Source organism: Novosphingobium sp. PhB165 (assembly GCF_004341845.1).
GTDB lineage: Bacteria > Pseudomonadota > Alphaproteobacteria > Sphingomonadales > Sphingomonadaceae > Novosphingobium.
On the sequence record NZ_SLVB01000012.1, the window covers coordinates 1 to 23,038 of the forward strand.

Below are 23,038 nucleotides of genomic sequence, written 5' to 3' on the forward strand. Positions count from 1 at the left end.
GCCCGACAGCGCTGCCCAAGGCAGGCCACCACAATTTGCAAGCTTCCTCCTTACCCGGTCGGCTTTCCAAGCCGGCCGGGCCTCTTTTTGAGCGCCAGATAAAGGGGCAATAACGGTGTTTGAGCCCCAATGCCCATGTAGCGCGATTTCCCTTACCATCCACGGAGAGCCGATATTGACGGTTTCGAAACCTGGAATACGAAAGAAGGCAAACAAGAGTACATGCCCGACGAGGCGAGCATTGGGATGGCTTTGTAAGGGAGCCTCCATGATATCGTCCAGGAGGGAAAAATGGTCACAGTGACCAAGCAGCGCTGCGGATCTGGAGCCGTCAAGAGTTTCGTCGCAGTGGCAAGACGTTGAAACAAGCCGATGCCGCCATTCCCGGGGGGGGCATTGCGATGCGATTCACTCCTCGCCAACATGGACGAACCCGCTTTCGCGGGAGAGGTGCGTGGTGAGAGATAGGGGTATATCGTGAGGTTTTGGTCGGGGTGAGGTTGCCGTCCGAGCGTGAAGTTCCCTTGAACGAGAGGAGCTCACGATGGCTACGATCTCTACTCCCGCCCCGATCAGCCCGATGCGCCAGCGCATGCAGCACGACATGATGATGCGAGGCCTGCTGCCGCGTACGCAAGACCAGCACATTCGGCACGTCCGCCGCTTCGCCGCCTACCTGGGCCACCCGCAAGATACGGTAACGGCGGAGGATCTGCGTAATTTCCAGATTCACCAGCACGAGCGGCGCCAGCGCGGGCACCATCAATGGCGCGGCGTCGGCATTGCGCTTCCTCTATACCGTCACGCTCCGGCGCCGGCGCCGGGACTTGGCACGCGCACTGGTCGCGACGCTCCGCCCGGGCAAGATACGCGAAGTCCTCAGCGTCGAGGAGGCCACCCGCTTGCTCGAGGCAGCACCTGGCATCAAGTACAAAGCCGCGCTTGGTGTCGCCTATGGTGCAAGCCTGCGCGTCTCTGAGGTCGCCCATCTCAAGGTCGACGATATCGACAGCGAGCGCATGTTGATCCGGGTTGAACAGGGCAAGGGCGCGCGCGATCGCAACGCCATGCTGTTGCCGCATCTGCTTCGACTGCCCCGTCTATGGTGGCGTGAGGGCAAGCGACGCGGCGTGATGTTTCCCCATGACTGGCTGTTCTTTGGGCGCAGCTACACCGATCCAATCTCATCGCGGCAACTCCACAGCGCCGTCCAGGAAGCCGCCGAGGTCGCGGGCATCCGCAAGCGCATCAGCCCGCACACCCTGCGCCACAGCTTCGCCACCCACCTGCTCGAACAGGACGTCGATATCCGCGTCATCCAGGTCCTGCTCGGGCACGCCAAGATCGACACGACCGCAGTCTATACCAAGGTCTCGACCCGCCAACATAAGCGTCGTTCAAAGACCCTTTTGCGACCGCCGAAAGCGGGCATTCGTTCATTCGAGACTCAACAGTTGAAGTCTCCGGTGAACCTGGGGTGATTCATCTGTCGTCACGCCAAGGCAGGTCAAATTGCTCGTGCGATTGCGAGAGACGAGCTCCGCTAGCGAGTTTCAATTCGCCTTCGGAGCTCGAGTCTCCGTTCAGAATGACTTTTCAACACCAAGTTGGAACACGCGGCCCAGAGTGAACGCGTTGCTCGGATCGTAGCCGTTCTGCCCGACGTTCTTGTAGACTGGCGGAACCTCGTTGAGGACGTTCTTGACGTTCAGCGAGAGCGCAAGGCCATCAGTGACCCCCGTGCCGGCGAAATTGTAGCGGAAGTAGAGATCGACCGTGTCGAAGGCACCCAGACGCGTCTGACCGAAAGCGGATGGCTGACCCTTGTCGGCCCGCTCAAAGCCCGAAACGTGATAAAGCGTGACCTGGGCCCTCAGCTTGTCGATGGTCGTGCCAAGAGACGCTGTGAACTTCGTCTTTGGCATTCCGTACATCAGATCGTCCACAAGCGCTGCAGTCGGACTCGCCTTGGTGTCCTGCTTGAGACGGATGTTGCCCGCGATCCGCGCATCGAAAGAGGCAAAGCTGGTGTCGAGCACATAGCTCGCATCGAAATCGATCCCGCTGAGATCGGTCTTGCCAAGGTTGCGTACCAGGGTGTCGAGTGCGACGCCTACCGGGGTGGCACCGCTGCCGCCAACGCTTACCAAGGCCTGATCCGTCGAAGTCGGATTGAGCAGGGTAAATCCGATGTTATTGGGATTGGCGAGGCCGGACAGGATCTGGGCAAGCTGCTGTCCGGTCGGCCTGTACGTCCAGAGGTTGGGAAAATTGTTATAGAAGTCGGTAAGCCCCGTTCCGGTAACCGGCCGACCGATCGTGCCATTGAGATTGATGACGTAATACGAAGCACTGAGCGTCAGGCCGTCGACGACGGGGGGCTCGATCGTCGCCCCGATCGACCAACTTGTGGCCTTCTGTGGGGTGAGGCCGGTGACCGAACCGTTCCCCAGATAGACGCCGGTTTCGCCGGTTGCGAACGATTGCCCCGGAGGCGGCGAAAGGTACTGTCCGGGAATGAGCGTCGCCGTCGCCGATTGAGGCCCGAGCTGGTCAACCGGCGACGGCGCGGTAAACGACTTGCCCCAGTTTGCCCGTATCGAAATCCAGTCGATCGGCTTGTAGGTCAGAGCGAACTTCGGATTGAAGGTGTCTCCGAAGTCATTGTATTTGTCGTAGCGCGCCGAAGCTGAAACGATCAGCTCGCTCAGTCCTGCGCCGCCACCCGTCACGATCGGCGCCTGAAGTTCGCCGAACAACGATTTCACGGTCTGGGTGTAATCGTCGCGCGGGAGCCACCTCAGGTTCGCATCCGTAGTCTGGCGCTGGAAAATATCACGCATGTACTCCGCACCGAGCGCGGCTCGCAGATCGCCTCCGGGCAGCTTGAAAAGCGGACCGTCGACGATGAAGCGATAGTTGAACAGTTCGTTGCGCCCGTAGCCCTGCTCGTAGCCGTCGAGAATGTCGGACAGGACTCCGGGGTTGGTCGCCGCCAGATTGTAGGGATTGAGCGTCCCATTGGCGAGCGCCGCCGCCTGCGCGATCGGATCGACGAGGTTGTTCTGGTAGGAAACGCGGCTATTGCCGTAATTGAACAGCGCCCGCGCCTGCCAATTCGATCCCATGTCATAAGTCAGCGAAGGTGCAATGCTCCATGTCTCAAGGTCGGTTTTCTGAGTCTGCGAGCGATAGCCGTCGACCGAGGCATAATTGAACCGGACGGTTTGCGGCTTGCCCGCATCTGCACCGCCGGCGTCGATGTAATTCGGGTTGGAGGGCGTGAGCGTGACGGTTCCAGTCGTATTGCCGAGTGTTCCCAGCGCGCCGCCGTTTCCGCGGGTCTGGCGATTGGCGTAGAGCGCAGTGATATCGATGTTCAGCGAACTTCCCAGTTCCTGGGTGAAGCGCGCCATTGCCGAGTGCAGCTCGGCGGCCGGATAGATTACAGTGTCATCGGATGGATCGCAGGTGTTGGGGCCTCCTGAAACAAGGCTCCTTCCAGAAACGAGGTATGTATTGCTGCCGATCGACACCGTCGGATCGGCGCAGTTACGTCCCACTGGCACGCCGGTGTTCCAGTCGATCCGCTTCACCCACTTGCGGTCGGAACCGAAGATCGCATCGTGCTTGGAGAAGTTATAGGCGACGTACAGCCCGCCTCCGTCCCACGTCTTTCCGGCAATCACGCCGCTGTCGTAGGATGTGAAATCGTCACCGATGCCGACGCGGGCATCAACCTTGACGCCGTCGTAAGTCTTGCGCGTCATGAAATTGAGGACACCGCCCAGCGCGTCGGAGCCGTAGACCGCCGAGCCACCGTCAAGCATGGCTTCCACGCGCTCGACCGCTGCGGGGGGAATGATGTCCGGATCCACAGCCAATTGCTGGGTTCCGGCACCGACCACGCGGCGCCCGTCGATCAGAACAAGGGTCTGGGCGCCACCGCTGGTATTTGCTGCCGGCAGCGCGCGCAGGTTGGGACGCGCGATCGGATTGCTGGAATTCGCGCCGGAGACCGGCGAAACGCCGGCAGGCACAATACCGAAGAAGTTCGAGACTTGCGGCAGGCTTGCGAGAACTTCGTTCGTCGATGTTCCGCCCGAAACTTTGGACTGCTCTTCCGTAATGCCGACCACGTTCGAGCCCGCTGGCGCAATACCGCGGATCAGAGTGCCGGTAACGACGATCTGATTGTCGCCGGAAGCCTGCGGCTGACTGCTCTCCTCCTGCGCGAACGCGCATGCCGGCATCAACGACGTCAGGGCAACGCCCGCGGTCAGGCTAAACCTGCGAGCGCGCAGACTCGTACACATCATCAAATCTCTCCCTGCGTTTATTTCCATTTAGTACACTCTAAAACGATAACGCCGCAAAGCAGCAGATCGAAAGCCCTCATGCTCAGCAGCAAGAACTGATCGATCCAGCGATGAATCAGCGATATTTATGCTGTTTTTTGGCGCATAAGCGCGAAATTGGCAGCTTGGAGGGCTGTTTGGTGCCCAGGTTACGATGTCGGAAGGTCCCTAAACAGGATACTTTTGAGATGGACTCTGTGCCCACAATGACGCACATTCCCTATCGTAGACGACCGCAGGAAGCGGCGCTCAGATTGGGAGAGCTGGACTTGGAGCAGCTTGAAACGGCAGGCGCCGAATGGCGGCGCTATTGGCCGATGGTCCTTGCGGCCTGCATCGGTTTTTCATTCATGTCATTCATGACGGCTGCAGCGGGCGTTTTCATGGATCCGCTTGCCGCCGAGTTTCATTGGGGTCGTACCGAACTCTCGCTCGGGATGGCCATTGCCTCGATGCTTTCGATCCTGTGCTCGCCTTTCATCGGCATTCTCATCGACCGTCACGGCTCGCGGCGGATGGCGCTGCCCGGCCTCGTCCTGACGAGCCTCGCCATCGCCGCCTTCTCGCAGGCCAACGGCTCTCTAGCCCAATGGCTGGGACTGTGGATCGCATGGGGCGTCGTCGCACTGCTGGTGCAGTCGACCTTGTGGTCCGCCGCAATCGCCAGCGTGTTCCGGGTCGGCCGGGGGCTGGCGCTGGGCGTGACCATGTCCGGCACGGCCCTCGCGCAAGTCGTCGCCCCGCCTCTGTCCAATTATCTGATCGACATGTTCGGCTGGCGATCGGCCTATGTCGTACTCGGTTTGGGATGGGGCGGATTTGCCTTGCTACTGTCTGCCTTCTTCCTTTTCGACGTGCGCGATCGTGCGCGCCGGCAATCCCTTCAGACGCAGGGAACCGCCGAGGAGACCGTAATTCTTCCAGGCCTCGCCATTGGCGAGGCGTGGCGCGATGTCTCGCTATGGAAGGTCGCGGCGGCGACGTTCCTCGTTCTGACCGTCACGATTGCAGTGGTCGTGCACCAGTTTCCCATTCTCGTCGAAGCGGGCATGAGCCGCACGCAGGCAGCCTGGCTGGTGAGCCTTTCAGGTGTCGCAGGCGTCATGGGCAAGCTCGTGTCGGGCACCCTCATCGATCGCTTCCATGCACGGATGGTCGGCGGCATTACGCTGGCATCGACCGCGATCGGATGGCCGATGCTGATGGCAGGTATTGCCACGCCCGTCACCATCGTGATCGGCATCATGATCAGCGGTTATGCCGCAGGTACCAAGATCCAGCTCTGCAGCTATCTGACAGCACGATACGCAGGCATGCGAAATTACGGAACGATCTTCGGCTTCATGACGAGCGTCATAGCGCTTGCCTCGGCGATCGGCCCGCTGGCCGCCGGGATCTCCTACGATCGGTTTGGCAGCTATACCCCGCTGCTGCTCGTCGGCGTCGCCATATCCCTGATTTCGGGCGGTCTGGTCTTCAGTTTGCGCAGCTATCCGGACTGGGGCGTTCAGGCGCCTGCCCGGGCATGAGGATGGCGCGATGACTGCAACAGACGAAGTGACCCGCAGCGGGCTGCCGACCGCAATTGTCGTGGGCGCGGGCGGTCTCGGCATGGCCGTCGCCCGGCGGCTGGCACAGACCCATCACATCGTTCTTGCCGACATCGATGCGGCGCTGGCTGCGCGTCAGGCGGCCGCGTTGATCGAGGAAGGCGGCGAGGCCACGGCGTTCCCATGCGATGTCACGTCGGAAACTTCGGTCGCCGCCCTGGGGCAACTGGTGCGCGGGCGAGGCGGCTTTCGCTCCCTCGTCCATGTCGCGGGACTGTCGATCGCTGCGGGTAATTTTGCCGCCATCGTGAACGTCAACTTGCGCGGGCCTGCGCTCGTGGCCCGCGAACTGCTGCCACTGGCCGGACCCGGCATATGCGCGGTGCTGATCGCATCGATGGCCGCGCACTTGTCGAGCGCCGACGGCACTGCTGCGGAGATACTCTCGGATCCCACACACGCAGACCTCGCGTCTCGCCTTGCAGCCCATCTCGGGCCTCAAGGCGCAACTCCGTCCGCAGCCTACGCGCTTTCGAAGATCGGACTGCTCAAATACGCCCGCGCGTCCGCATCCGACTGGGGCCGCCGAGGCGCGCGCATCGTGTCGCTGTCGCCCGGCATGATCGCCACACCCATGGGCAAAGGCGCCTATGCCGAAAGCCCGAACAAGGCGCGCATGTTTGCTCGAAGCCCGCTCGGCCGCGAGGGCGCGATGCACGAAATCGCCGATGCCGTGGAATTCCTCGTTTCGGATCGGGCCTCCTTCATCAGCGGCACCGACCTGCTGGTCGATGGTGGCCTTAGCGCAGCCCTCACGTACACGTGATCAGTCGGGAACTTCCTGTTCCGCCTTCATCTGGAAACGGGCTCGGATGCGGCGCGCCCAGACTTTTCGGCTGTACTGGCTGGCAATGGCGGCAAGTTCCGGATCGCCCTGAATGAGTGCCCCAAATTCCATCAGCCGGGCATTGCGCCAGCTCTGGACGAAACGGCGATGTTCAGGCGAAACATCGTCCGCTGCCGGTCCCTGGTAAGTCCTGCGCGAGAACGCAACGTTGATGTCGAAGATGAGCTTGATGTACGCACTGTCAGCCAGCTCGAACACAATATCCTGCGTCGCGCGCTCGAGTTCCCGGACTTCGTCGAAACCGGCATCGTCGGCGACCGCGCGGGTCCGCTCCACGAGAGTCGCCGTCTTCTCCACGATCACGTTATGCGGTGCATGAGCGGCCTTGCGCATGGCCTCGACCCATAACGCAGTGGCGATGACGGTGACATCCTCCGGCGGCACCTCCATCATCGACAGGTACATGCTGACAATGGATTCGATCGTTTTCGAGTCCGGCCGGGATGCGAAATAGCCACCGGCATTGCCGCGGCGAACGGCAAGAAAGCCCTCGCGCTCAACCAGCCTTGCAGCTTGCCGAACGGTAGCCCGGGCAAAGCCAAGCTCGGAGATAAGCGCCTCTTCCCGGCCAATATAGGTTCCGGGCTCGCGCGCGAGGACGATCTCTCTCAACTTGTCCGCCGCGGTGTCGAGTGCCGTTCTGCTTTTGCGCTTGTCCATGCTGCACTCTCAAAACACGAAACCGATCGCTTCGTCCAGTCTGTTCGTCTGGGCGATGCGGCACGCCCTATGCTGTGCTTGACAGCCTTAGAGTATCCTTTTTAAGATCGATCTCAACAGGAGTCGGAGCGTAATGCGCGCTCAATAACCAATCAGGACTCATTTTGGAGAGAGACATGTCACGTCTTCCTTGGGATATGAGCGGCCGTGTCGTCGTCATTTCGGGCGGCAATGCCGGCATCGGGCTCGGTTTTGCGCGCGGCATCGCACGTGCGGGTGGTGACGTCGTCATCTGGGGCCGCCGTCAGGACCGGAACGAAGAAGCTGCGCGCGAACTCGCGGAGTTCGGCGGCCATGTCTTCACGCAAGTGGTCGACGTGGCCGACGAAGCCCGGGTGATCGAAGCCTTCGCCGAGGCCGTCGAGGAAATGGGCCGCGTCGATGGCGCCATCGCCAACGCCGGCCTCATGAAGAACCAGGGCTGCTTCACCAATATGACCGGCGAGGCATGGCACGACCTGCTCTCGGTCAACCAGCACGGTGCGTTCTATCTGGCCCGCGAAGCTGCACGCCACATGCGCACGCGCGCCGAAGCCGGCGATCCGGGCGGTTCGATCCTGTTCTGCGCCAGTCTTTCCGCCGTCACCGGCTCGATCGGCATGCAGCATTATAACGCGTCGAAGGGCGCCATGGCGGCGCTCGCACGCGGCATCGCAGTCGACCTTGGCAAGTACGGCGTTCGCGCGAACACCGTTTGCCCGGGCTATACGGAAAGCGAGACGGTCAAGGATCAGGGGCCCGATTCCCCGCTTGGCAGTCAGGTGCGCGAGCGCTGCCCGATCCCGCGTTTCGGCAACCCGTCCGATTTCGAAGGTATCGGCGTCTACTTCATGAGCGATGCCTCAAGGTATCACACCGGCGACCTCGTGCGCGTCGATGGCGGCTGGATGGCGAATGCCGGCAAGCTCAATACTTCGGCGGAGCGCCGGGCATGAGTGCTGCACCCATAAAGGACACTAAAAAGGTCCAGACCAAAGTCTTCCGGGTCGAACAGTTCCGCGATCCCAAGCTCGCACCGGAGCGCCGCGCCGAACTCGAAGCGGCCGAAGCCGAGCCGCTCGATATGAGTGTCGAAAGTGTTCTGGCCGATGCCAGGACGCAGACCGGGCTTTCCGATTTCGGCCCGATGGATTTCACGCAGCGCCTCGGCGCGCTTATCGGGGAGGTTTCGGCCAACACGAACCTCTGGCGTTTCGCCAAGGCCCAGTTCCGCGCCTCTTGCGTGAAGCAGGCCGCCAACCGCCTCAAGAACAAGGCCTTCCTCGACAGCCATCCGGAGATCGACGCAGAGGTCATCGACCGTCCGATCATCATCGTCGGACTACCGCGTTCGGGAACGACGCACCTTGAGAACCTGATCGCGGCGGACCGACGCTTGCGCCACCTTCCGGTCTATCTTGGATCGGAAGCGGTGCTGGCTCCCGGCGAAACGCCGGGGCCCGACGGCCTTGACCCGCGCTGGGTTCGCTCGACCGCGCATTGGGACCGCATGAAGCAGAACGCGATCATGGCGGCCATGCACGAGCATTCGCCCGACCATGCATGCGGCGAAAACGAGCTGCAAATGCCGGACTTCACCACCTACCAGTGGGAATGGATGGCCGAAGTCCCCGCCTGGCGCGATTACCTGCTCGGCCACGACCAGACGCCGCACTATGCCTATGGCAAGCGCATGCTGAAGGCGATTGCGCTTCAGTTCCCGTCCGATCGACGCTGGATCCTGAAGGGCAATCAGCATAGCGAGCAGATCCCCGCGCTGATCGCGAACTATCCGGACGCCTATATCGTCCAGATCCACCGCGACCCACTGGCATTGCTGCAATCGGTGCTGACGATGCGCGGCCTTTCCGTACTGGCACACCAGAAGCAGCCGGATATCCAGGCCCACGTGGCCTATTGGGTCGACCGCATCGAGCGCATGCTGCGCGCCTATCTGCGCGACATGGATGCGGTCCCTGCCGGGCAGCGGCTCGACATCCTGTTCGGCGACGTGATCGCGGATGATGTCGGCACTGCCCAGCGCGTTCTCGAATTCGCCGGACTTGAAGCGTGCGCCGAAAGCGTGGCGGATATGCGCGACTATATGGAAAGTCACCCGCGCGGGAAAGACGGACGGGTGATCTACGATCTGGCGGGCGACTTCAATCTGGACATCCCTGCCCTGCGCCAGCGCTTCGCATTCTACACCGATCGCTTTCAGGTGAAGCAGGAAGTCAAGTGAAGCCAACCTCAGGCCGATGGAGGGCGAACTCGCGGTGCGAGCAAGCCTTCATCGCGCTGTTGACCATGCCCACGCGGCCGGGAGCAAATGACATGCAATCCACCATTCGCGACGCTAACCAACCCCTCAACGCCCAGATCATCAATGACGGTGCCGGCAAGCAGGATGCCGTCGATCTGGGCAGCGGCATCTTCATGTCGAAGGACGTCTCGAACCTCTATCTGGTGACGACCCCGGCCGGCAGCGTGCTCATAAACACCGGCATCATCTACAGCGCCGCCGAGAACAAGCGGCGCTTCGATGCGGTGACCGACAAGCCGATCCGAAAGATCGTCTTCACCCAGAGCCACGAGGACCACATCGGCGGCTGGCCGACGTTCAACACGCCCGATATCGAGACGATCGGGCAAGCCAACCTGCCTTTCGTCCGCACGCAGTTCCGCGATCTCGGCCCGGCCATGGGCGCCCGCTCGCGCCGTCTCTGGAGCCGCGATCAGAAGCAGGAACTGACCGAACGGCCCGAACCGGTGCTGACGACCACGTTCCACGACAGTCACGCCTTCGAACTCGGCGGACGGCGCTTCGAACTGCTTTCGGTTCCCGGCGGCGAAACGGTCGATTCGCTCGTCGTATGGCTACCGGAGGAGAGGATCGTCTTCACCGGGAACATGACCGGCCCGATCTTCGGACACGTGCCCAACCTCTACACCCTTCGCGGCGACCGCTACCGCTATGTTCAGTGGTACATCGACAGCGTCCAGCGCGTGATCGACCTGAAGCCCGAATTGCTGATCACCGGGCACGGCGAGCCGGTGCGCGGTGCGGAGAATATCCGCGCCAACCTCACCAGGATGCGCGATGCAGCGCAATATCTGCGCGATGCGACGTTCGAGGGCATGAACGCAGGCAAGCCGCTCTGGGAGCTGATGGAAACGATCAAGTTGCCGCCGGAACTCGCCATCCCGCAAGGCCACGGCAAGGTTCCCTGGATCGTTCGTTCCATCTGGGAAGAGCATCTGGGCTGGTTCCGGTACGAGTCCTCGTCCGAACTCTACGCAGTCCCGCCGCAAGCCGTCCTTGGCGATCTTATCGAACTTGCCGGAGGCGGAGCGGCCGCGCTCGAACTTGCCGCGCGCTATCTTGGCGAAAACCAGCCGCTCAAGGCGCTGCATGTGGCAGAGGCTATCAAGGACGGATCGCCGGCCCATCGCCGGGCGCTGGAACTCCAGCTTGCCGCCCAGACCGCCATTCTCGAAGCTGCCGGACGCGAGAACTTCAGCGAAGTCCGCTGGCTTGAAAGCGAAATCCGGCGCCTCGAAGCGGCGCTGGCGGGAGACGATTGATGATCCACCCTCGCCTCTCCGTCGATGCGATGTGTTCGTTCCAGTGGCCTTTCGAGCGCGAACTGGCGCTGTGGAAGGACATGGGCGTACGCCATGCCGGACTGCTGATGAACAAGGTGGCGGAGGATCCCGATCGCCATCTCGGCGCGCTCGACGATGCCGGCATTCACATCAGCACGCTGATCACCGCCGGCTTCCAGCTTGGCGATCGATCCTCATGGAACGCAATTCGCGCAGTACAGAAGGCGATGATTGATCTGGTCGCGGCGCATAAGGGCCATTCGATCTATTTCACGACCGGACGCACGGTAAATTGTGATTGGGACGAAGATCTGGCCTTGTTTGCCGAAGCGGTTGCACCAACGGTAGCGCATGCCCGCGAATGCGGTGTGATCGCGGCGTTCGAGCCAAGCCTGAGGACGAGTGCCTCTTTCTGCACGACACTGGCGGATGCCATTGAGATTGCCGAGACGACCGGCCTCGGCATCGTTTCCGATTTCAGCAACAACTGGATGGAGCGAGGACTTCGCGAGACCCTCAAGCGGGCCATGCCGCATATCGCGCTTGTCCAGATCGGCGATATCGCAATTTCCGGGAGAGGTGGTCGTTCCCATATCGGCCGGGGCGACCTGCCACTTCAGCGCATGATGAGCGACGTGCTGGACGCAGGGTATGAGGGCATCTTCGATCTAGAGGTCGTGCCTGCCGATTACACTGCCGAAACGAACGAGGACGAACTGCGCGCTGGGATCAGCGCCGCTTCGGACTTGCTTCATGCCATGAAGATCTGAAAACCCACGCATCTGAACGAAACGACCCGGAAAAACGGGCCCCGCAAACGGGTAAGGAGAGGTTGAAATGTCCGAGACTTTTGCCGGCAAGACGGCGCTCATCATCGGTGCAGGCCAGAATATCGGCCGCCGGATCGCGCAGGAATGGGCCGCCCGCGGCGCCCGCGTCGCCGTGGCCGACATCAGCCGCGAAGGCGCCGAGGAAACGGCCGAAATCCTGCGCAAGTCAGGCACCGAAGCGATCGGCCTGCACTGCAATGTCATGGACGAGGAATCGGTGGCGGCCACCATCGACGCCGCCGAAAAGGCCCTCGGAGCGCTCGACATTCACATGAACAACGCCGGCATCCTCTCGGGCGGCAATCCCGAGGATATTCCAATGACGGAATGGCAGCGAATGTTCGACGTGAACCTCTTCGGCATGGTCCGCGCCAACAACGTGATCGTGCCGCGCATGATCGCGCGTGGATCGGGCCATATCGTCAACACCGGCAGCTTTGCCGGTCTCTATCCCTTCGCCGCGAGCCGGGTTCACTACGCCGCCTCCAAGGCGGCCGTGATCTCTATGTCGCAGAACCTCGCGCTCTATCTGAAGCAGTTCGGCGTCAGCGTCAGCTGCCTCTGCCCCGGGCCGGTGATGACGAGTTCGCCCGATGCCATGAAGCATTTCAGCGAGAATTACGTGATGCGCGCGCCGGGCAGCCACCTTGCGGTCAAGACCCAGCAGGAGACGGCGAAAGTTCTGTCCGACGGCATGGAGGCCGGCCGCATCCTCATCCCGACGCACGAAGAGGCGTGGGAGACACTGGTCGAAGTCGCCGCCGATCCGGATGCCTTCGTCGAGAAGAAGCATCGCGAGTTCCTCGCGGGCGATCCGGGGCGGCCAGGCATCACGCAGGACGTGATCGATTCCATCAAGGCCTGAACGGGAGACATCGGATGGCATTGCTCGATCCTCAAGAGCGCACGGAGCGCGGCCAGACCGTTGCACAGGCCGTGACCGCGCGGGACATCACCGCACCGGTCAGTCCTGTCGAAGCAAGCTGGCGGGATTTCGTCTTCGCGGAAATCTGGAACCGCCCTGGCCTTGACCGCCGCACACGCTACCTCATCGCGATTGCCAGCGCGGCGTGCAGCAACGGCCCGGCCGATCTGCTCGACGACTACATCCGTGGCGCGCTCTCCGGCGGCGAACTGAGCCAGATCGAACTGCGCGAAGCGGCGCTGCATCTGGCCGTCTACACTGGCTGGTCGCGCGGGTTCGAACTGGACCGCGCCGTCACCCGCGTCACCGCCGAACTGGGCATGACGCCCTGCCCCTTCGCGCCGATCCGCAGCGAGCCATGGGATCCGCAGGTTCGCATTCAGGAGGGGATCGATGAGTTCGACGCCGTCATGGGCTTTCCCGGACCTCCGCCGGTCACGCCCTATTTCGAGGCCGGTATCGACAGCTTCGTGTTCGGCGAGATGTGGAAACGGGCCGGACTGGACCAGCGATCGCGCCGCTGGATCACTCTGGTCGGCGTATCGGAAAGCTGCGCGACAACACCGATCAAGACGCATTTCTTTGCAGCCATGGCGAGCGGCAACTGCGCGCCGGAAGAATTGCAGGAATTCGTCCTCCAGTATGCCGTCCATGCCGGATGGCCGAAAGCCTCGGTCATCCAGAGCGCGGTCCTGGCCATGATCAAGAACTACAAGGCCGGCCTTGGCTGGGACGCATGAGAGAGATTTCGCAATGTTGAATACGGCATTCATCGGCCTCGGAAGCCAGGGCGGCCCTATGGCAGAGCGCATGCTCGCTGCCGGCTTTCCGCTTACGGTCTGGGGCAGGCGCCGCGAAGCGCTTCAGCCCTTCGCCGAAAAGGGAGCCGTGCTGGCCGAGAATGTTGCGGCTCTTGGAGCGGCCGCCGATCATGTGGGCATTTGCGTAGTCGACGATGCCGGTGTTGCCGAGGTCTGCAACGCGCTCGTCCCGTCGATGCGTCCGGGAAGCCTGCTGGCGGTGCATTCGACGATCTTGCCGGAAAGCTGCGAAGCGCTTGCCGCCATCTGCGAGGCGCGAAGAATCGCGTTTGTCGACGCGCCGGTGAGCGGAGGCGGCGGTGCCGCCACGGCCGGAACGCTGACGGTCATGTGTGGAGGAAGCGCCGCCGCCTTCGAGCAGGCCCGCCCCATCTTCAAAGCCTTTGCAGGTACGCTCGTCCATCTGGGCGGTGCCGGTGCCGGTCAGCGTGCCAAGATCGTGAACAATGCCCTGATGGCGGCAAACATGGGCAATGCCCATGCCGCGATTGAGGCGGGCCGGGCTCTGGGCATGGCGCCCGAGGCGCTGAAGGACCTCATCAAGGCCAGCAGCGGGCGCAGCTTCGGCTTTGAAGTCTATGCGCGATTGCCCGAACCCAAGGCGTTTTCCCACGGAGCGGCATTGCTGCGAAAGGATGTAGACCTTCTGCGCGCCATTCTCCCCGACGGATCAGACACGCGGACACTGGGTGAAGCCGCGGACCATTTCCTGGAAGAGGCCGTCGCGCCCTGATGAAAACGCTTGATGCGCGCCGTTAACCGGCGCGCATCATTTCGAAGCTTTGCCCCATGTGCTGCGGAAAGCCGTCCTCTGCAGGATGGAAGGTCCACAAGCGGTTGGTATCCCGGATCGCGTCGAAGTTGCCGCCAACGGCATCGATGGTCCAGTCCGGAGGGTAGAGCCCGCCGTCTCGATAATGAAGGCACGCGCGACACGCCCGCCCAATCGAAACGACGACCGCTCATGTCGCTTTCAAAGTTGTACCGCCAGCCGCCCAAAGAGGGGCGCCGCGCGCTTCTCTGAGCGACCGAATAGTGCGTCCGCCACGGTCCGTCAGGCCGTATTCGACCGCCAGCTCCGCGTTGATGAAAGTGCCGCCCGAACGCGAACCGACTGGCGAGTCCATTGCGAGCGGACTTCCTTCATCGGAATTTCGCTCCCAATTCGATGCCGTACGTAACGGGCGAGTTCCAGACGGCACCCGTCCCCAGCGTGTTGAAGAGCACTTGCGTGCTATACCGCCGATTGGTGACATTGTCCCCGAACACCGCAACCGTATAGCGATCGGAAGGATCGGTCCATTCCGCGCGCAGGGCCAGAACTTCGTAGCCCTTCTGCTTGAACTGCTCGGAAGGATCGAAGTAGAAGCTGGAGGTATAGTAGAGGTTGCCGGACAGCGCCAGCCTGCCGCCGCCGAGATCAAGGCCATAGCTAGCCCCGATGTTGCCGGTGAACTCAGGCGCCCGCTGCATCTTGAAGCCCGAGGCATCAGTCGACGTCTGCGTCAGCGCGCCGGGGCCGGTGCCGCCGATATCCTTCGGAATACAGGCCATCGAATTGGCAAGATCGGTAACCGCCGGGTCGCAGTAGCTGTAATAGGGCGCGTCGGTGAACGACTTGTAGCGAGCATGGGTCCATGACGCGCCAGCCTGCACCGAGAACGCGCTGCTGACCTTGTAGCGCAGCTGCGCCTCTAGACCGTAGATTTCCGAGGACGCGGCATTGCGGATCTGGGCCGTGCCGTTCTGATAGCTGGAGACCTGCAGGTTCTTGTAGTCATAGTAGAACCCGGCAAGATCGGCCGAGAACACCCGGTCGTCGTACTTGTAGCCCACTTCGAAGGCGTTGATCTTCTCCGGCTTCACCGGCTGCTGCGAATAGCCGCCGACGTTGAGGATGCCCGCCTTGTAGCCCTTGGTGTAGGAGGCATAGACGCTCGATTCCTCGCTCGGCTTGAAGCGGATCACCGCGCGAGGCGTGAAGCTGTCGTTCTTCAGGGTGGAAACCGGAATGTGCACGCCCGCACCGCCCGTCCAGGGAATCGATTCGCCGTTGGGTCCGGTGAAGCTCGTGGTCGTGAAATTGGTGATGAAGTAGGCATCGCCGACGATATCGTGGCTATAGCGTCCGCCCAGCGTCAGGAACAGCTTGTCGCTCACTTGATATGTCGCATCGAGGAAGGCCGCATAAGACTTCGTCGTGGTGCTCGACCCGCCGAACGGCGCATAGGGCAATCCACCAAAGCTGGCGCCGATGTCCCAGGTGTCGCGGATCTGGAAGTAGTTGAGCCCGGCAGTCCATTGCAGCGGCGAGCCCGGCTTGGAGTTCAGCAGGAATTCCTGGCTCCAGGTCTCGTCGTTCACGCCGACGTAGATGTTGAACATCGGGATCGCCGTGGCATCAAGATCGCCGTAATAGGGCGACAGGTCCTTGCGATATTGCGTGTAGGACGTGAAGTCCGCAAAGCCCATATCCGCCTTGAGCGTGACCTGAAGGGCATCGGAATTCGACCGGAAGCTCACCGGAGTGTTCAGCAGGACGTCACTGGGCTTGGTCGCGAAAGTCGAGGTCGGGGCATAGAGATAGACGAGCGGCAGCCCCTTGGAACTGGACATTCCGTAAATGGCTTGCCCGGCCGCCGACACCTTGTCGAAGAAACCGGCGCCGCCGGACTGGTCTACGTAGGCATTGACCAGCTGGGTGGTGGGATCGTCGGTCTCGGCATGGATCCAGCGCAGCAACAGCGAAACGTCATCGGTCAGATCGGCCTTCATGCCGACCCGGATCGACCAATCCTCGGACTTGCCGATCTTGTCGTTGCCGTTCGAAACATCGGTGAAATAGCCGTCGCTGCGCCGGTAGAGCCCCTCGACGTCCATCGCGACCCGGTCGCTGATGCCGAACGTGGCATAGGCCTGCGCGTTCACTGCATTGAAGCGGCTGTAGCTGATCTTGGCCTCACCGCTCGTTTCGGTGCTGGGATCGTCCGTGGTGATGATGATCGCGCCGCCCGTGGTATTGCGGCCAAACAGCGTTCCCTGCGGCCCCTTCAAGACCTGGATACTGCGCACGTTGAGCAGATCGAAGTCCGACATGTAGGTGTTGGCCTGGAAGAAGCCGTCGACATAGATACCGACGTTGGGGCCGCCGCCGGAGGTCGTGATGGCGGTACCTACGCCGCGAATGGTCGGTTGGACGGCAGGGCCCTGTGTGTCGAAACGCAGGCCCGGCGTGATCCTTGCGGTGTCGGACAGCTTTTCGACGTTGGCGGTCGCAAGCTGCTCGGGACCCAGCGAGGTGACGCTGATAGGTACATCACGCGATGCTTCCGCGCGGCGCTGGGCGGTGACCACGATTTCCGTCGAGGTCGGCGCGGGCGCGGCCTTGTCGCCTGTCGATTGCTGGGCGAATGCCATGGCCGGCCAGCTAGCCGTCACGCAGGCCATCATGAGAACGGACGCGGATCGCGCGGTGTATAAGCCTGCCATGAAAATCTCCCTGGCTGCGTCGCGTATTTCGCGCACAGTCTCTTGGTTTGGTCGCCGAAGCGCCTTCGGCGTTTCCGGTCAAATGGCCCGCAAAAGCGGCGTTAAACTTGACGGATCGCGACATTTCGGTGTCGCGCACAGAACTTCGCTGCCGCGATAACAGGCGGTTTGAACTTGCCAGAACCGCCAATTCCGCCAGCATGACCAGACGGAAAATCCATCATTTAGTATGATGCTTGAAGCCGGAGGATCTAAACAACGCGGATCGATCGCGATTTTCGTGCCGCAAATATCGTCGTCAAATTCGATGAAAAGTCGAATTTCGCGTTTATTCGTAAAACGTGCGCTCGACCCGATCCTGCAAACCCGGAAGATCGCCACCAAGGGAAGCAGCGTTGCAACAGGTGCACCATTGGCGCGACGCCTCCGTTCTACCTGCTTCGCAAAATACGGCGTATTCGCGCTTGTCTCGGCCGTTATTCTGTAATTTTCGAGCGACAGCGCAAAAATATTCGTAGGGCAACCTTCTCAAGCTCTGCTGCTGTCCATCCCCCGCCCCTCGGATAACCCAACAGAAAAGCTGCATTAGCAACTGAGGTCATTCGCACCTGCGATGAATGCCTGTTGGCGGCAGGCATTGCCGGTCGGTGAATTGAGCTGAGTGAGCCTTCCAGTGAGAATGGTTTGTTCCGACATGTCGGAATTCGATTACCTTTCCGAGTGAACAGGAACGAAGATAATCTCGCTAGAACAGGCGCGCAGGGTAATTTCCGTCGCTCACGCGAAGGGTCACGAGCTCGCACTTGCCCCCCTCACGATTGCGATCCTGGATACCGGCGGACACGTGCTGTACTGGAGCGAGAGGACAATGACGCATACAGCCCTCCGCTGATCGCCATGGGCAAGGCCGCCGGGGCCCTCGCGATGGGAGTTTCAAGGCGACCCCAGGCAAAGACTTCGCGCCCCTTCAAACTGAACCAGGTCCGCGTCTTATGGCCCTTCGACCTCTGCAAAACCCGTGCGCGGGATCAGGCAGACCCCATGTATCTGCCGCCATTTACGCTGATGGTCTGGCCGGTGATGTAACCAGCGTCGGGCGAAGCGAGGTAGGCACAAGCGGCAGCGATGTCCTCGCCAACCCCCAGACGGCCGACCGGGATGGTCTTTCCAAATGCTTCCATATCGAGCGTTGTCGCACGGCGCAGCATCGGCGTGTCGATGGAGCCTGGGGGGACCATATTGAATGTGACGCCGCTCTTGCCGAATTCGAGGGCCAATGCCTTGGTCAGTCCGAGCAAACCGCCTTTACTGGCGACATAATGCGCCTGGCTGGGCGAGCCGCTCTGAGTCGAGGAGGATGTGATGTTGATGACCCGGCCCCACCCGGCATCCAGCATTGCGGGCAGCATCTCGCGGATGCACAGGTGCGGTCCTGTCAGGTTGATGCGCAGCATCTCCTCCCACATGGCGACGTCCTGATCGAAATACCGGACATGTGGGCCGATCCCGGCATTGTTGACAAGAATGTCGATCGGGCCGAGCGCGGTTCGGGTCTCATCCGCTGCCGCCTTGATCGCGGCCTCATCGGCGCAATCGACGGCGAGGGCGATGGCGGCATCTCCAGCATCGGTGATGCCCTTTGCGGTTTCGGCTGCGGCATCGCCATTGATATCCCATACCGCCACTTTGGCGCCGTCGCGAGCGAAGCGCTCAGCGATCGACCGCCCCATGCCCGAGCCAGCGCCAGTGACGACGGCGACTTTCCCGTTAAGCGGTGCGGGGATCATTTTCATCTGTTCTCTCCTCGGGGTCAGTGCATTTTTTCGCCGGATGCAAAAGCTGCCGGTGCTTGTCCGCGAAGGCGACAATGTATGCACCTGCGCCTTCAGGCCACCGGCGCCGCTTTTTCAGCGCCACCGCGATGGGATGATTGGGAAATCGATCAAGCCTGTGGCCCCCCGCTCTCAGCGCCTGCGCAATCCGGTGTTTCCCTCCAGCAGGTCGAAGCGCATTGTGTTGAAGACCATCGCAGCCATGACGTATTGGCCGACTAGGCCGGGTAATTCCATGAGTTGCGGTTCGCTCCAGCGACTGGCCAGCACCTCCCACGTGGCGTCGGCAATGGCATAGTCACCCATCAACTCTTCCACCGCGCGCACGACTGCCCGATCGAAGTCATCCCAGCCGTCAGCATCCGACCCTTGGGTAACGCGCTCGACTTCCTCGTCCGAAAGTCCGGCCTGTTTGCCATAGACGAGGTGCTGCCCCCATTCGTAGGGCGTTCGCGACAGCCACGCGACCCGCAGCACCGCCAGTTCTCGTTCGCGCGCAGGGATGCAGCCGCCCCGGCCAAGTTCGTTGCCCAATTGCAACTGAGCCCGGTACAGCCCGGGATGCTTGAACATGATGCCGAAGATGGACGGAATGTCCGACGTGTCGATGGCTTCGACTTTGGAGAAAGTCTCCGCGATCAGCTGCCGTGCCTCATCGGTAAACTCGTGCGGGTCCAGCGGGGCGATGCGGGGATTTCCCGAAACTTGCGCATCGCGTGCATCGATGTCGAAATGCGTCGGACCGGATTGAATGCGGCAGTCGTTCATTGTGGACTTTCTTGAAACGGCGAAACCCCGCTCAGATGCGACTGGCAAGCGCTTCCACCCGGAATGGCGATAGCGTATCGAACCGGCCGTGGGGCAATCCAGAATTGCTGGAACAAAGATATGACGCAAACCACACATCGCTACTGAGGAAGCAGGCCGCGGACCGCCCGACCATTGCGGGTCGGGCGGTCCGACATACCATCAGAACTTCTTGGTTACGCCAAGCTGGACGATGCGGCCGATGCTGAAAGCACTTCCCTGCGTGGTATCGTAGCCTTGCCCGGCAGCCGAGCGGAACTCGGGCGGCGCCGCGTCAAACAGGTTCTGGACGTTCAGCGTGAAGGACAAGTCGCTTGCCCAGACAGACTTGGATTTCACGTCGTACTTGAAGAACAAGTTGATCGCGTCGAAGGCGGATACCCGGGTCTGACCGAATTCAACCGTGCCTCGCTTGTAACCCGAAGTGTGGTTCCAGGTGATCTGCGCCCGAAGCCCGCCGACCCGCGTGCCCAAGGTGCCCTGGATGCGGAATACCGGGGTATTGAACGCCAAATCGTCGGCGACCGGCAGCGAAGGAAGCGCCTGCGACTTCTGCGAAAGCCGGTAGTTACCCGCAACGCTCGCGTCGAACGAGGCGAAGCTGGTGTCGAGCACATAGTTTGCCGAAAAATCGATCCCGTCGAGCTTTGCGGTACCGAGGTTTCTTGCCCGCGTGTCGAGCGCGACAAGAACCGGGGAACTTGTGCCGCCCGAAGTGATAATCGCCTGACTGGTCGACGTAGGGTTCGCAACGGTGAAGTTGAAATTGGCCGGATCGAACTGGGTAAGGTAGTTTGCAAGCTCCTGACCGCTGGGCCGAACGGCATAGAGCTGCGGGAAGTTGGCATAGTAATCGCTGAGATCCGCGCCGGTCACCGGACGGCCAATCGTGCCGGTAAGGTCGATGTTGTAATAGCTCGCATTCAGCGTGAGCCCGGGCACGAACGGCGGATCGATCTGTGCGCCGATCGACCAGTTTGTCGCCTTCTGCGGCTGGATGCCCGGAGCCGTACCCGAGACGAACAGGCCGATTTCACCGGGACCTGCGGTGACCCCGGGCGGTGTGCGCAGGAATGCCGCAGGCACCGTCGCCACCGAGGACGCCAGAACGCCAAGCTGATCGACCGGCGAAGGCGCCGTGAAGGATTTGCCCCAGTTTCCTCGGATCGCGATCCACTCGACCGGGCGCAGAGTTGCCGCGAACTTCGGATTGAAGGTGTCGCCGAAGTCGTTGTACTTGTCATACCGCGCCGATGCCGAGAGTGTCAGCTCGTTGAGGAACGACATGGCATTGTCGTCGCTGACGATCGGGATGGACAGTTCCCCGAAGACCGAGTCCACCTTCTGGGTATAGTTCGTCGGATCCTGCAGGGCATAAGTCGACGCATTCGACGTACGCCGCGTGAAGTTGTCCTGCATGTGCTCATAGCCGGCGGCGGCTCTCAGCATGCCGCCGGGAAGCGCGAACACCGGCCCGTTGACGATGGCCCGGTAGTCGAACAATTCGTTCCGGCCGGTACCCGTGGCGTAGCGGAGCAGTCCGGAGGCGACGCCCGGAGCGGTCGAGCCCACGTCGTAAGGGTTGAGTGTGCCGGCCGCGAGAGCTGCCGATTGGGCCGCTGCGCTGATCTGGGCGTTGCTGAACGAAGTCGTCGACAGGCCGTAGCTGAACAGGCCGCTGAACTCCCAATCCGAGCCGAGTTCGACCGAGAGCGAAGGCGCCACGCGCCATGTTTCGAGATCGGTTTCCTGCGTCGCCGAACGGGTTCCGTAAAGCGGGCTGTAGTCGTATTTGACAACCTGGGGCAGTCCCGCGTTGACATCACCCGTCGGGCGGTAGAACGGCGAAGCGCTGGTAAGGGTCGCCTGACCCGCTGCGCCCGTTCCGAGAGCGCCCGTCCCCAACGTACCGCCAATCTGATCGATCGAGCGATTGGCGTACAAAGCCGTCATGTCGAAGCGGACATTGCTGGAAAGGTGCTGGTTGAGCCGGGCGAAGACAGTGTGCAGTGTCGTCGTCGGATAGATGGCGACGGGATCCGAGAAATCGCAGACATTGGGGCCTCCCGCCACAATACCGGATCCGGATGGGATGTAGGACCTTCCGCCGACAGTCACGTTGGGCTCGGCGCAGTTGCGACCAGTCGGAATATTGGTGTTCCAGTCGACCTGCTTCACCCAGTCCCGATCGGAGCCGAACACGCTGTCGTGATGGGAATAACCGTACGCGACATAGAGGCCACCTGACCCCCAGTCCTTGCCGGCAATCGCACTTGCATCGACCGACTGATAGTCCTCGCCGATGCCGTAACGGGCGTCGACCTGCACACCGTTGAAACGATCGCGGGTGACGAAATTGATCACGCCTCCAAGCGCGTCCGAACCATAGACTGCCGAGCCGCCGTCCGTCATCGCCTCGACCCGCTGGATCACGCCCGGGGCGATAATGTCGGGATCGACGGCAACCTGCTGGATGCCGGCACCGACGACGCGCTGGCCGTCGAAGAGGACAAGCGTCTGCGCACCGCCGCTCGTATTTGCTCCCGGCAGATTGCGAAGGTTCGGTCGATTGATTGGGTTGCTTGTGTTGGCGCCTGGCTGCTGCGAGACGCCCGCCGGTAGGCCGTTGAAGAAGTTGCCAACTTGGGGAATCGTGCTGAGAACCTGGCTGGTCGAGGCAGCGCCCGTCGACTGGATTTTATCTGTATCGACGTCGATAACGTTGTTACCGGCTGGAGCAATTCCGCGGATGAGCGTGCCGATCACAACGATCGGCTCGCTTGTTACCTGCTCGGCAGCCGATTGGTCCGGCGCAGGCTGCGGGGCATCGGTCTGTGCCAGCGCAGCAGTCGGCATGACAGCAATTGATGCCACCCCAAGCGCAAATCGACGGGCCGAATACTTGTACATTCTTGCCACTTATTTTTCCTCCCCGGTTAGATCCAACTCGCCGGCCTTTGCGGCCGATCGAGGCAACAAGACGCCTTGATTGGACTCGTTCTTTCGTCCTCGATTCCTCGGGACGAGTTCAGGATTTGGCTGATTTCCCCTGCTCACGGCCCATCGCGCCGTGCATCGGAGCACGGCCGGTCATGATGGACAGCCAGAGCTCAGCGCCAGGCCAAGCTCATGATTGCCGTGTGCATAGGGGATTGCAGTCGCACCCTGCTCTCCCTCCCTTGATCCGCGTGCCGGACGACTTCGTCCGACGCAC

Annotated in this window: 18 protein-coding genes; 11 read left to right on the forward strand and 7 right to left on the reverse strand. The window is 61.6% G+C overall.

Annotation, left to right across the window (positions count from 1 at the left end):
• Nucleotides 1–270: hypothetical protein (locus EDF56_RS26250; protein WP_207904970.1), on the reverse strand; the 270-nt coding region annotated here is incomplete at its 3' end.
• A gap of 557 nt (nucleotides 271–827) precedes the next feature.
• On the opposite strand from EDF56_RS26250, the gene EDF56_RS22930 reads away from it, so the two are divergent.
• Nucleotides 828–1,481, forward strand: coding sequence for a tyrosine-type recombinase/integrase (locus EDF56_RS22930; protein ID WP_243652802.1), 654 nt, complete (start codon nucleotides 828–830; stop codon nucleotides 1,479–1,481).
• Between the two features lie 102 nt (nucleotides 1,482–1,583).
• Here the strand turns inward: EDF56_RS22930 and EDF56_RS22935 are convergent, their stop codons facing one another.
• Entirely contained in the window at nucleotides 1,584–4,253 is a 2,670-nt protein-coding gene (locus EDF56_RS22935; protein ID WP_165912339.1) for a TonB-dependent receptor, read from the reverse strand.
• Between the two features lie 422 nt (nucleotides 4,254–4,675).
• Between EDF56_RS22935 and EDF56_RS22940 the strand changes: the two genes are divergently transcribed.
• Nucleotides 4,676–5,887, forward strand: coding sequence for an MFS transporter (locus tag EDF56_RS22940; protein WP_279389734.1), 1,212 nt, complete (start codon nucleotides 4,676–4,678; stop codon nucleotides 5,885–5,887).
• A 10-nt stretch (nucleotides 5,888–5,897) separates the two neighbouring features.
• Complete coding sequence (locus EDF56_RS22945) at nucleotides 5,898–6,734, forward strand: SDR family oxidoreductase (RefSeq protein ID WP_132391984.1); 837 nt, start codon at nucleotides 5,898–5,900, stop codon at nucleotides 6,732–6,734.
• Here EDF56_RS22945 and EDF56_RS22950 read toward each other — a convergent pair whose 3' ends face one another.
• On the reverse strand, nucleotides 6,735–7,475 hold the full coding sequence (locus tag EDF56_RS22950) for a GntR family transcriptional regulator (RefSeq protein WP_132391986.1): 741 nt from the start codon (nucleotides 7,473–7,475) through the stop codon (nucleotides 6,735–6,737).
• A gap of 176 nt (nucleotides 7,476–7,651) precedes the next feature.
• Here EDF56_RS22950 and EDF56_RS22955 point away from each other — a divergent pair, with 176 nt between their 5' ends.
• The 7 genes from EDF56_RS22955 (at nucleotide 7,652) to EDF56_RS22985 (ending at nucleotide 14,429) form a co-directional block, all read left to right on the forward strand.
• Complete coding sequence (locus tag EDF56_RS22955) at nucleotides 7,652–8,470, forward strand: SDR family oxidoreductase (RefSeq protein WP_132391988.1); 819 nt, start codon at nucleotides 7,652–7,654, stop codon at nucleotides 8,468–8,470.
• Nucleotides 8,467–9,756: a sulfotransferase gene (locus EDF56_RS22960; RefSeq protein WP_132391990.1), complete on the forward strand. Its 1,290-nt coding sequence runs from the start codon at nucleotides 8,467–8,469 to the stop codon at nucleotides 9,754–9,756. The genes EDF56_RS22955 and EDF56_RS22960 overlap by 4 nt, the downstream gene beginning before the upstream one ends.
• Nucleotides 9,757–9,848: 92 nt before the next feature.
• On the forward strand, nucleotides 9,849–11,099 hold the full coding sequence (locus EDF56_RS22965) for an MBL fold metallo-hydrolase (protein WP_132391992.1): 1,251 nt from the start codon (nucleotides 9,849–9,851) through the stop codon (nucleotides 11,097–11,099).
• On the forward strand, nucleotides 11,099–11,890 hold the full coding sequence (locus tag EDF56_RS22970; RefSeq protein WP_132391994.1) for a TIM barrel protein: 792 nt from the start codon (nucleotides 11,099–11,101) through the stop codon (nucleotides 11,888–11,890). The genes EDF56_RS22965 and EDF56_RS22970 overlap by 1 nt, the downstream gene beginning before the upstream one ends.
• 67 nt (nucleotides 11,891–11,957) lie before the next feature.
• Nucleotides 11,958–12,815: an SDR family oxidoreductase gene (locus EDF56_RS22975; RefSeq protein ID WP_132391996.1), complete on the forward strand. Its 858-nt coding sequence runs from the start codon at nucleotides 11,958–11,960 to the stop codon at nucleotides 12,813–12,815.
• Nucleotides 12,816–12,829: 14 nt separating this feature from the next.
• Complete coding sequence (locus EDF56_RS22980) at nucleotides 12,830–13,615, forward strand: carboxymuconolactone decarboxylase family protein (RefSeq protein WP_132391998.1); 786 nt, start codon at nucleotides 12,830–12,832, stop codon at nucleotides 13,613–13,615.
• A 13-nt stretch (nucleotides 13,616–13,628) separates the two neighbouring features.
• Nucleotides 13,629–14,429, forward strand: a complete 801-nt coding sequence (locus EDF56_RS22985) for an NAD(P)-dependent oxidoreductase (RefSeq protein ID WP_132392000.1) — start codon at nucleotides 13,629–13,631, stop codon at nucleotides 14,427–14,429.
• Nucleotides 14,430–14,839: 410 nt separating this feature from the next.
• Here EDF56_RS22985 and EDF56_RS22995 read toward each other — a convergent pair whose 3' ends face one another.
• Nucleotides 14,840–17,185, reverse strand: coding sequence for a TonB-dependent receptor (locus tag EDF56_RS22995; RefSeq protein ID WP_243652804.1), 2,346 nt, complete (start codon nucleotides 17,183–17,185; stop codon nucleotides 14,840–14,842).
• Between the two features lie 229 nt (nucleotides 17,186–17,414).
• On the opposite strand from EDF56_RS22995, the gene EDF56_RS23000 reads away from it, so the two are divergent.
• Nucleotides 17,415–17,672 (forward strand): hypothetical protein, encoded by a 258-nt coding sequence (locus EDF56_RS23000; RefSeq protein ID WP_132392002.1) that lies wholly within the window; start codon nucleotides 17,415–17,417, stop codon nucleotides 17,670–17,672.
• A 541-nt stretch (nucleotides 17,673–18,213) separates the two neighbouring features.
• On the opposite strand, the gene EDF56_RS23010 is transcribed toward EDF56_RS23000, so the two are convergent.
• The 3 genes from EDF56_RS23010 to EDF56_RS23020 form a co-directional block, all read right to left on the reverse strand.
• Entirely contained in the window at nucleotides 18,214–18,978 is a 765-nt protein-coding gene (locus EDF56_RS23010; protein WP_243652805.1) for an SDR family NAD(P)-dependent oxidoreductase, read from the reverse strand.
• Nucleotides 18,979–19,149: 171 nt separating this feature from the next.
• Nucleotides 19,150–19,785 (reverse strand): carboxymuconolactone decarboxylase family protein, encoded by a 636-nt coding sequence (locus tag EDF56_RS23015; RefSeq protein ID WP_165912340.1) that lies wholly within the window; start codon nucleotides 19,783–19,785, stop codon nucleotides 19,150–19,152.
• A 201-nt stretch (nucleotides 19,786–19,986) separates the two neighbouring features.
• Entirely contained in the window at nucleotides 19,987–22,698 is a 2,712-nt protein-coding gene (locus tag EDF56_RS23020; protein WP_165912341.1) for a TonB-dependent receptor, read from the reverse strand.
• Between the last annotated feature and the right edge of the window lie 340 nt (nucleotides 22,699–23,038).

Excerpts from the sequence above, each read along its gene's own strand:
- EDF56_RS22945 (WP_132391984.1), top strand. The coding sequence starts at position 5,898 with ATGACTGCAACAGACGAAGTGACCCGCAGCGGGCTGCCGACCGCAATT.
- EDF56_RS23015 (WP_165912340.1), bottom strand. The coding sequence starts at position 19,785 with ATGAACGACTGCCGCATTCAATCCGGTCCGACGCATTTCGACATCGAT.
- EDF56_RS22995 (WP_243652804.1), bottom strand. The coding sequence starts at position 17,185 with ATGGCAGGCTTATACACCGCGCGATCCGCGTCCGTTCTCATGATGGCC.
- EDF56_RS22985 (WP_132392000.1), top strand. The coding sequence starts at position 13,629 with ATGTTGAATACGGCATTCATCGGCCTCGGAAGCCAGGGCGGCCCTATG.
- EDF56_RS22975 (WP_132391996.1), top strand. The coding sequence starts at position 11,958 with ATGTCCGAGACTTTTGCCGGCAAGACGGCGCTCATCATCGGTGCAGGC.
- EDF56_RS22940 (WP_279389734.1), top strand. The coding sequence starts at position 4,676 with ATGGTCCTTGCGGCCTGCATCGGTTTTTCATTCATGTCATTCATGACG.
- EDF56_RS23000 (WP_132392002.1), top strand. The coding sequence starts at position 17,415 with ATGATGCTTGAAGCCGGAGGATCTAAACAACGCGGATCGATCGCGATT.
- EDF56_RS23010 (WP_243652805.1), bottom strand. The coding sequence starts at position 18,978 with ATGAAAATGATCCCCGCACCGCTTAACGGGAAAGTCGCCGTCGTCACT.
- EDF56_RS22980 (WP_132391998.1), top strand. The coding sequence starts at position 12,830 with ATGGCATTGCTCGATCCTCAAGAGCGCACGGAGCGCGGCCAGACCGTT.
- EDF56_RS22960 (WP_132391990.1), top strand. The coding sequence starts at position 8,467 with ATGAGTGCTGCACCCATAAAGGACACTAAAAAGGTCCAGACCAAAGTC.
- EDF56_RS22965 (WP_132391992.1), top strand. The coding sequence starts at position 9,849 with ATGCAATCCACCATTCGCGACGCTAACCAACCCCTCAACGCCCAGATC.
- EDF56_RS22935 (WP_165912339.1), bottom strand. The coding sequence starts at position 4,253 with ATGCCGGCATGCGCGTTCGCGCAGGAGGAGAGCAGTCAGCCGCAGGCT.
- EDF56_RS22955 (WP_132391988.1), top strand. The coding sequence starts at position 7,652 with ATGTCACGTCTTCCTTGGGATATGAGCGGCCGTGTCGTCGTCATTTCG.
- EDF56_RS22970 (WP_132391994.1), top strand. The coding sequence starts at position 11,099 with ATGATCCACCCTCGCCTCTCCGTCGATGCGATGTGTTCGTTCCAGTGG.
- EDF56_RS22950 (WP_132391986.1), bottom strand. The coding sequence starts at position 7,475 with ATGGACAAGCGCAAAAGCAGAACGGCACTCGACACCGCGGCGGACAAG.